This window comes from Arthrobacter sp. lap29, assembly GCF_032458965.1.
GTDB classification, from domain to species: domain Bacteria; phylum Actinomycetota; class Actinomycetes; order Actinomycetales; family Micrococcaceae; genus Specibacter; species Specibacter psychrochitiniphilus.
The window spans coordinates 493,580-501,377 of record NZ_JAUCEK010000003.1; the positions used below are offsets into that span (position 1 = coordinate 493,580).

A 7,798-nucleotide genomic window follows, 5' to 3' on the forward strand; every position below is an offset into this window, starting at 1 on the left:
GTCGCCTCCTCGGGCCCCGCCCTCTCAAAATCAGGCAAAGGGGTGCCTGCTGCTGCGCCTTCCAGCGCGCCCGCTGATCCACGGCAGGGCTTGCGCTTTGGCCGAATTCCCATCACGAATGTCCAGCCCGTCTTAGAAGCTGGCAGCTTCAGCGCCAAGGCCATTCGCGGTGCTGATGTGCAGGTCAGCGCAGTGATTTTCCGTGAAGGGCATGACGCCTTGGGTGCCACCGCAATTCTCTTGGCGCCGGATAAAAGCGAGGCACAGCGCACCGCCATGAAACCCGGGGCTAAGGGCTCGGATAGCTGGCATGGGGTACTGACGCCCGCCTTCGAAGGTGCGTGGAGCTTTGCCATCGAAGGCTGGACCGATAACTACGCCACGTGGGCGCACAACGCGCAGGTCAAGATCAATGCCGAGGTTGATGTCGAGGTCATGCTGGCAGAAGGGGCGCTGCTACTGAGTACCGCTGCCAAAGACGCTAAGGCCACTGCTCCTGAGGCCGCCAAAGTTTTCAAGGCGGCGGCGCGGACATTGGCAGATTCTTCCCTCAACACCAATGACCGTCTGGCTGGCGGAACGGGCAGGGAGGTCCGTGCCGCTGTGGCACATTTCCCGCTGCGGGATCACGTGACGCGCAGCGCCGAATATCCGCTGATGGTTGAGAGGGATGCCGCCGGGCGTGGCGCGTGGTACGAATTTTTCCCGCGTTCAGAGGGTGCCCGCCGCAATCCTGACACGGGGGAGTGGACCAGTGGGAATTTCCGCACTGCCGCGCATCGCTTGCCAGCGGTGGCAGCCATGGGATTCGACGTTGTGTACCTGCCGCCCATCCACCCCATCGGCACCATCAACCGCAAGGGACCCAACAACTCGCTCGTGGCGGCACCGGCGGATCCGGGTTCTCCGTGGGCCATTGGCTCGGCAGCCGGCGGGCATGACGCCATCCACCCGGACTTGGGCACGGAAGCAGATTTTGCCGCCTTTGTTGCAGCCGCGGAAGAGCTGGAGCTGGAAGTTGCGCTCGATCTTGCCTTGCAATGCGCCCCTGATCATCCTTGGGCCACCGAGCATCCGCAATGGTTCACCACGCGGGTGGACGGGACCATTGCCTACGCGGAGAATCCGCCCAAGAAGTACCAGGATATTTACCCCCTGAACTTTGATAATGATCCGGCAGGGCTCAGCGCAGAAATTTTGCGGATTGTGCGGCTGTGGATTGAGCGGGGTGTACGGATTTTCCGGGTTGATAACCCGCACACCAAGCCCGTCTGGTTCTGGGAATGGCTCATTGGCACCATCAATGCAGAGAGGCCCGACGTCGTTTTCCTCGCCGAGGCCTTCACCCGCCCGGCCATGATGGCAGCATTGGGCCGGGCTGGTTTCCAGCAGTCGTACAGCTACTTCACCTGGCGCAACACCAAGGAGGAGCTGGAGGAATACTTGGTCCATGTGAGCCACGAATCGGCAGGCTACTTCCGCCCCAACTTCTTTGTGAACACCCCGGATATTCTCACTGAGTACCTGCAGTTCGGTGGGCCCGCAGCGTTCAAGATCCGTGCAATCCTGGCCGCCATGTCCAGCCCCTTGTGGGGCATGTATGCCGGCTATGAGCTGTATGAGCATGTGGCACGCCCCGGCTCCGAAGAAAACATTAATAACGAGAAATATGAGTACAAGGACCGGGACTTTGCCGCTGCGCAGGCGAATGGTAAGTCACTGGCACCGTTTGTGAGCCGCCTAAATGAGATTCGGCGTGCACACCCGGCTTTGCTAGATTTGCAGAATCTGAGCCTGCACGAGAGCTCGGATGACGCCACCTTGGTGTTTAGCAAGCACAAAAACATTGCCGCCACGGCCACCGAGCCGGCACGTAAGGACACCATCATTGTGGTCATCAACGTGGACCCGCACAGCATGCGTGAGGGCCAAGTGACCCTCGATCTTGATGCGCTGGAATTGGATGGACTGTCCCCGGACGGCACGTTCTTGGTGAACGATCTGCTCACCGGGGCCACCTGGAATTGGGGCAAAAAGAACTACTTCCGCCTCGACGCGCACATGGAACCGGCACATATTCTGCACGTTAGGAGATAACGCTATGGCTTTTGGCTTCAACAACAGCGCACCACACTTCAACCTGAACGCCCCCGGTGTCTCACACGATCCGCACTGGTACCGAAAGGCTGTTTTCTACGAAGTACTTGTGCAGAGCTTTGCCGATTCCAACGGTGACGGGACGGGAGATTTTGACGGTCTGATTTCACGGCTGGACTATCTACAGTGGCTGGGTATCGACTGCCTCTGGCTACCGCCGTTCTTTGATTCGCCCCTGTTGGACGGTGGTTATGACGTCCGTGATTTCACGGCTGTCATGGAGACGTACGGCACCATGTCCAACTTCAAGTCGCTGGTGACCCAAGTGCACGAACGCGGCATGCGGATCATCATTGACCTGCCCCTGAATCACACCTCTGACCAGCACCCCTGGTTCAAGGCGTCCAGAGAGGATCCGGAGGGGCCCTACGGTGATTTTTACATGTGGAGTGACACCACCGATCTCTACAAAGACGCACGTATCATCTTCGTAGATACGGAAGAGTCCAACTGGGGCTTTGACCCCATCCGCCGCCAGTATTTTTGGCACCGGTTTTTCAGTCACCAGCCGGATCTGAATTTCAAGAACCCTGCCGTGTGCGAGGCCATTTTTGACGTGGTGCGGTTTTGGCTGGCTCAGGGAATCGATGGTTTCCGGGCGGATGCAATTCCCTACCTGTTTGCCGAAGATGGCACCAACTGCGAGAACCTGCCGGCAACGCACCAGTTCCTGGTGGACCTGCGGGCCATGGTGGACAGGGAGTTTCCCGGCCGGATCATCATCGCCGAGGCAAACCAGATGCCCCATGAGGTGGTGGACTACTTCGGCACGCCCGAGGAACCCGAATGCCATATGGCCTTCCACTTCCCCATCATGCCGCGGCTGTACTATGCGCTGCGGGATCAGAAGGCCGCACCGATCATTGAAACCATGGCCAACACTCCTGACATCCCGTTTGGTGCCCAGTGGGGGACGTTCCTGCGCAACCATGACGAGCTCACCCTGGAGATGGTGACACCTAGCGAGCGTGAAGCCATGCTCGGCTGGTACGCCCCTGACTCGCGCATGCAGGCCAACGTCGGCATCAGGCGGCGGCTGGCGCCCCTGCTGGACAACTCCAGGGCAGAGATGGAACTGATCAACGCCCTGCTGCTGGCCCTTCCCGGAAGTCCGTTTCTGTACTACGGGGACGAGATCGGCATGGGGGATAACATCTGGCTCGATGACAGGGACGCCTCCCGCACGCCGATGCAGTGGAACCCTGACCGGAATGCGGGCTTTTCCAGCGCGGATCCGGGCAAGCTGTTCCTGCCGGTTGTGCAGTCGCTCGTGTACCACTACAACCACGTGAACGTGGAGGCGCAGGTGGCGCACTTTAGTTCCTTCCTGCATTGGAACAAACAAATTCTTGGCGTCCGTAAGGTCCACCCAGCCTTTGGCCTGGGCCGTTACGAATCCCTCACCACGTCCAACGAGTCGGTGCTAGCCTTCCTGCGAGTGCTGCCAGTGGGCAACGAGGAGGGGGAGCAGCCTGAAACTATCTTGTGCATTTACAACCTGTCTCAGCACCCCGCCTGCGCCACGGTGAGCGCACCCAAGCTGGCCAACCGCGGATTGCGTGACGTGTTTGGCGGCGATATTTTCCCCGGAATTGACGACGGCGGCCAACTCACCGTGACGCTGGGCTCGTACGACTTCTTTTGGCTCAGGGTGCGCTCACAAGCGTCCAACGCCTTGTCCGTGCATACCCAATCAATGCCGGTCATTGACGGCACGGATCTAGGCTACTGATGGCCGCGTCACTGCTTGACCTGCTGGGAACATGGTTGCCCCACCAACGTTGGTACCCCCGTAAGGATGTAGACGGGGAACAGATGGTCATTGAGTCAGAGCTGGAATTACCGTCTTTGACCCCTGGCGTCTCCTTTAGGGTGGTATTTGTGCGGGTTGGGCCAGCGGACTCCGAGGTGGCGCCAAGCGAGCACCTTTCCCCAGCCCAGCACCACGCCAGCAGTGGCTTCCTACTGCAAGTGCCCTTGAGTTTTCACCACACATCTGGTTTTAGCTCAGCTGTGTCAGAACAGCTCTGTGACGCTGAGGTGCCTGGTGTTGAGATTGGCCACGTGGCAGGTGCACGCGTGTACGACGCACTCACTGATCCGGCCTTTCTGCGAGCGTGGCTGGAACTGCTGGGCGGATCGGCTAAGTCTGGCACGTTGGGGGCAGGAACTTCCGGGATGGGAGTGCGCGGCTGGAGTGATGACCGGCTCGCCCATCTTCTGGGCACCAACTCCGTCTCCCGTAGCGGCGTATCTCACGTCAGGGTGGTGGGGACCGAGCAGTCAAACACGTCCGTCATCTTTGAGCTGGCGGGAGAGCCCCTCATTGCCAAGTTCTTCAGGGTTCTGCAACAGGGCGTGCACCCTGAACAGGAAATCGGCAGGGCCCTTGCCGGTCTGACTGGACGCAGTGCCGTCCCGCAGGTTCCTGCGCTGAGGCTTTCGGTGGAGAACGTGCGCAATGACACTACGTTGTTTGTGGTGCATGACTTTGTGCCAGGCGCCGTGGATGGATGGACCTTCGCTTTGGCCGCTGCCGCCGAGGGTGCGGATTTTTCCGAGCAAGCCCAGACCATGGGTGAGGCCTTGGCCGAGGTTCACCGCGGACTGGCGGAAAGTATGGGTGCGCACAGCCAGAATTCGGCGGGCGTCACTGAGTTTATCGGCGGGCTTTCGGCGCGGTTGCGCGCTGGCTGGGGGCTTGCTGGCTCCGCCGTGGGAGCTTACTCTGGCCAGTTCCAGGATGTTTTGGCACAGCTGGATCAAATAAACCAGCTTCCGCCACTGCAGCGCATCCACGGCGACTTGCACTTAGGTCAACTGCTTCACCAGGAAGTACTCGGTGCGGGGCAATGGCATGTTTTGGACTTCGAGGGGGAGCCGTTGCGTCCGCTTGCTGATCGCGGCCAAGCGGATGTGGTGTTGCGGGATGTGGTGGGCATGTTGCGGTCCTTCGAATACGCCGGTGCGCAAGCCGCGAGTACCGCAGAGACCTCCCAGCTTGCAGCAGCAGCATGGGCCAAGAGTGCCTCCGCCGCGTTCATTGCGGGCTACGAGAGTAGATCTGGCACAACAACTGGCCAGAATTCTGCGCTTTTCACGGCATTGTGGCTAGACAAAGCTCTTTATGAGGTTGTGTATGAATTACAAAACCGGCCCACTTGGGTTTGGGTGCCGGTAAATGCCGTGCGGGAACTGTTTGAATCAAGGGAAAGTGGTGTGGACGTGGGACTTAATGAACTCGCCCCGATGGCAGTAGATGCAGATGTTTTGGCCAGAATTTCTGAAGGCACGTACTACGCGCCACACTCAGTGCTAGGTGGCCATCTGGGCAGCGAGGGTTTTGCAACCATCCGCACCTTGCGCCACTTGGCACAGTCAGCCCACGTGGTCACAAGTGCCGAGAGCTACCCCATGAGCCACGAACAAGGAGGCATCTGGGTGGCGGTGGTTCCCGTGGATGATTCAGGGAGGGTCCCTGATTATCGCCTGGATGTACAGTACGCGGACGGCGTGCACCGTTGCGATGACCCCTACCGCTACATGCCAACAGTGGGCGAGCTGGATATGCACCTGATTGGGGAGGGCCGGCACGAGACGCTGTGGACAGTCCTCGGCGCACACGTGAAGCGTTACCACTCGGAACTAGGTGAGGTTTCCGGCGTCAGCTTCGCCGTCTGGGTTCCCGGTGTGCAGGCTGTGCGCGTCATTGGTGAGTTCAATAGCTGGGATGGCCGTGCCCATGCCATGCGGAGCCTGGGCAGCAGCGGTATTTGGGAGCTGTTCATCCCCGATGTTGCGGCGGGGGAGTGCTACAAGTTTGAGATCCTCACCGAGGCCGGAGCGTGGCTGCAAAAAGCTGACCCCATGGCCTATGGCACCGAAGTGCCACCGCTGACGGCGTCGTGCGTGGTGGAGTCCACGTACGCATTCCAAGACGGCGATTGGATGGCGCAGCGGGCTAAAACCGATCCGCACAACGCCCCCATGAGCGTCTATGAGGTTCATCTTGGATCATGGCGGCCAGGGCTGAGCTATGTGGAACTGGCTAAGGAACTCGTTGAGTATGTGCAGTGGCTAGGCTTCACCCATGTTGAGCTCATGCCCGTAGCCGAGCACCCCTTTGGCGGTTCCTGGGGATACCAGGTCACCTCCTACTTCGCTCCAACCTCGCGGTTTGGCCACCCGGACCAGTTCCGGCATCTTGTGGATGCCCTGCACCAGGCCGGGATCGGCGTCATCATGGACTGGGTGCCGGCTCACTTCCCCAAGGATGAATGGGCGCTGGCCAAATTCAACGGTGGCCCGCAGTACGAGCACGCGGATCCTCGCCTAGGTGAGCATCCTGACTGGGGTACGCTGATTTTTGACTTTGGCCGCAACGAGGTTCGCAACTTCCTCGTAGCCAACGCACTCTACTGGTTTGAAGAATTCCACATTGACGGACTGCGTGTGGACGCCGTTGCCTCCATGTTGTATTTGGATTATTCCCGCGACGACGGGGCATGGAGCCCCAACCGCTTTGGTGGCCGGGAAAATCTGGAAGCCATCAGTTTCTTGCAGGAAATGAATGCAACTGCCTACCGCCGCAATCCCGGTATTGTCACTATTGCTGAGGAGTCCACGGCGTTCCCAGGAGTTACGGCACCCACTAGCGGAGGCGGACTGGGATTTGGCATCAAGTGGAACATGGGTTGGATGCATGATTCGCTGACCTATATGGCGGAAGACCCCATCAACCGCGGCTGGCATCACAACCAGATCACTTTTTCGCTGGCGTACGCGTTTACGGAAAGCTTCCTGCTGCCCATCAGCCATGACGAGGTGGTCCACGGCAAGGGATCCCTGCTGCGTAAGATGCCAGGAGATCGATGGCAGCAATTGGCAAACCTTCGGGCCTACTTGGCATTCCAATGGGCTCATCCGGGTAAGCAGCTGATCTTTATGGGAACGGAGTTCGGCCAGGAAGCAGAGTGGAGTGAACAGCACGGACTTGACTGGTGGCTGGCAGAGAACCCTGCCCACAGTGGGATCCAAGAGTTGGTCAAGGATCTAAACGCCAGTTATGTGAACACCCCGGCACTGTATGAGCTGGACAACGTTGCTGATGGCTTCAGCTGGCTCAACGGTGGAGATACGGAAAATAACGTTCTTTCCTTTATCCGATGGGACAAAGCAGGTAATCCGCTGGCGTGCATCATCAACTTCGCTGGCGTTGCGTATGAAGGCTACCGCGTGGGCCTACCCTCAGCCGGGGTGTGGAGAGAATCCCTTAACACGGATCTTTCCATCTATGGTGGCTCCGATGTCCGCAATGTTGGGGATTTGCAGGCAGAGGAACTGCCCTGGGATGGAAGGGATGCCTCTCTTCGTTTACGAGTTCCACCGCTAAGTGCCGTGTATCTACTTCCGGCAGAGCCCTCTGGCCTCTAGGAACTTGGCTCTCGAAGTTCACCTGCCCGTCGTTTTGTGTTCACGGCGGGCAGGTGCTAATGTTAGTACTCCGCTGAACGAATGGTTCAGATCCGGACTAGACCAAACCACGTGGCCTCGAAAATAGGCCTAATGGTGCGTGTTCAAATGAAAGTTTGAATTCAGTCGAAATCAAGGATTTGACATACATAAATTCATGCGGGTAAGG

The 7,798-nt window shown here is 58.8% G+C and carries 3 protein-coding genes; all 3 read left to right on the forward strand.

The window, feature by feature from the left end:
• Positions 1-42 precede the first annotated feature (42 nt).
• From RY113_RS07740 to glgB, 3 genes are read left to right on the forward strand one after another with little or no spacing between them, the layout of a single operon-like run.
• Entirely contained in the window at positions 43-2,097 is a 2,055-nt protein-coding gene (locus tag RY113_RS07740) for an alpha-1,4-glucan--maltose-1-phosphate maltosyltransferase (protein WP_315914125.1), read from the forward strand.
• 4 nt (positions 2,098-2,101) lie between these two features.
• A complete protein-coding gene (gene treS / locus RY113_RS07745; RefSeq protein ID WP_315914106.1) occupies positions 2,102-3,889 on the forward strand; it encodes a maltose alpha-D-glucosyltransferase in 1,788 nt (595 codons plus the stop codon).
• Positions 3,889-7,590: a 1,4-alpha-glucan branching protein GlgB gene (gene glgB, locus RY113_RS07750; protein ID WP_315914107.1), complete on the forward strand. Its 3,702-nt coding sequence runs from the start codon at positions 3,889-3,891 to the stop codon at positions 7,588-7,590. The genes treS and glgB overlap by 1 nt, the downstream gene beginning before the upstream one ends.
• Positions 7,591-7,798: the final 208 nt, after the last annotated feature.

Coding starts and splice junctions, on each gene's coding strand:
- glgB (WP_315914107.1), top strand. CDS start 3,889: ATGGCCGCGTCACTGCTTGACCTGCTGGGAACATGGTTGCCCCACCAA.
- treS (WP_315914106.1), top strand. CDS start 2,102: ATGGCTTTTGGCTTCAACAACAGCGCACCACACTTCAACCTGAACGCC.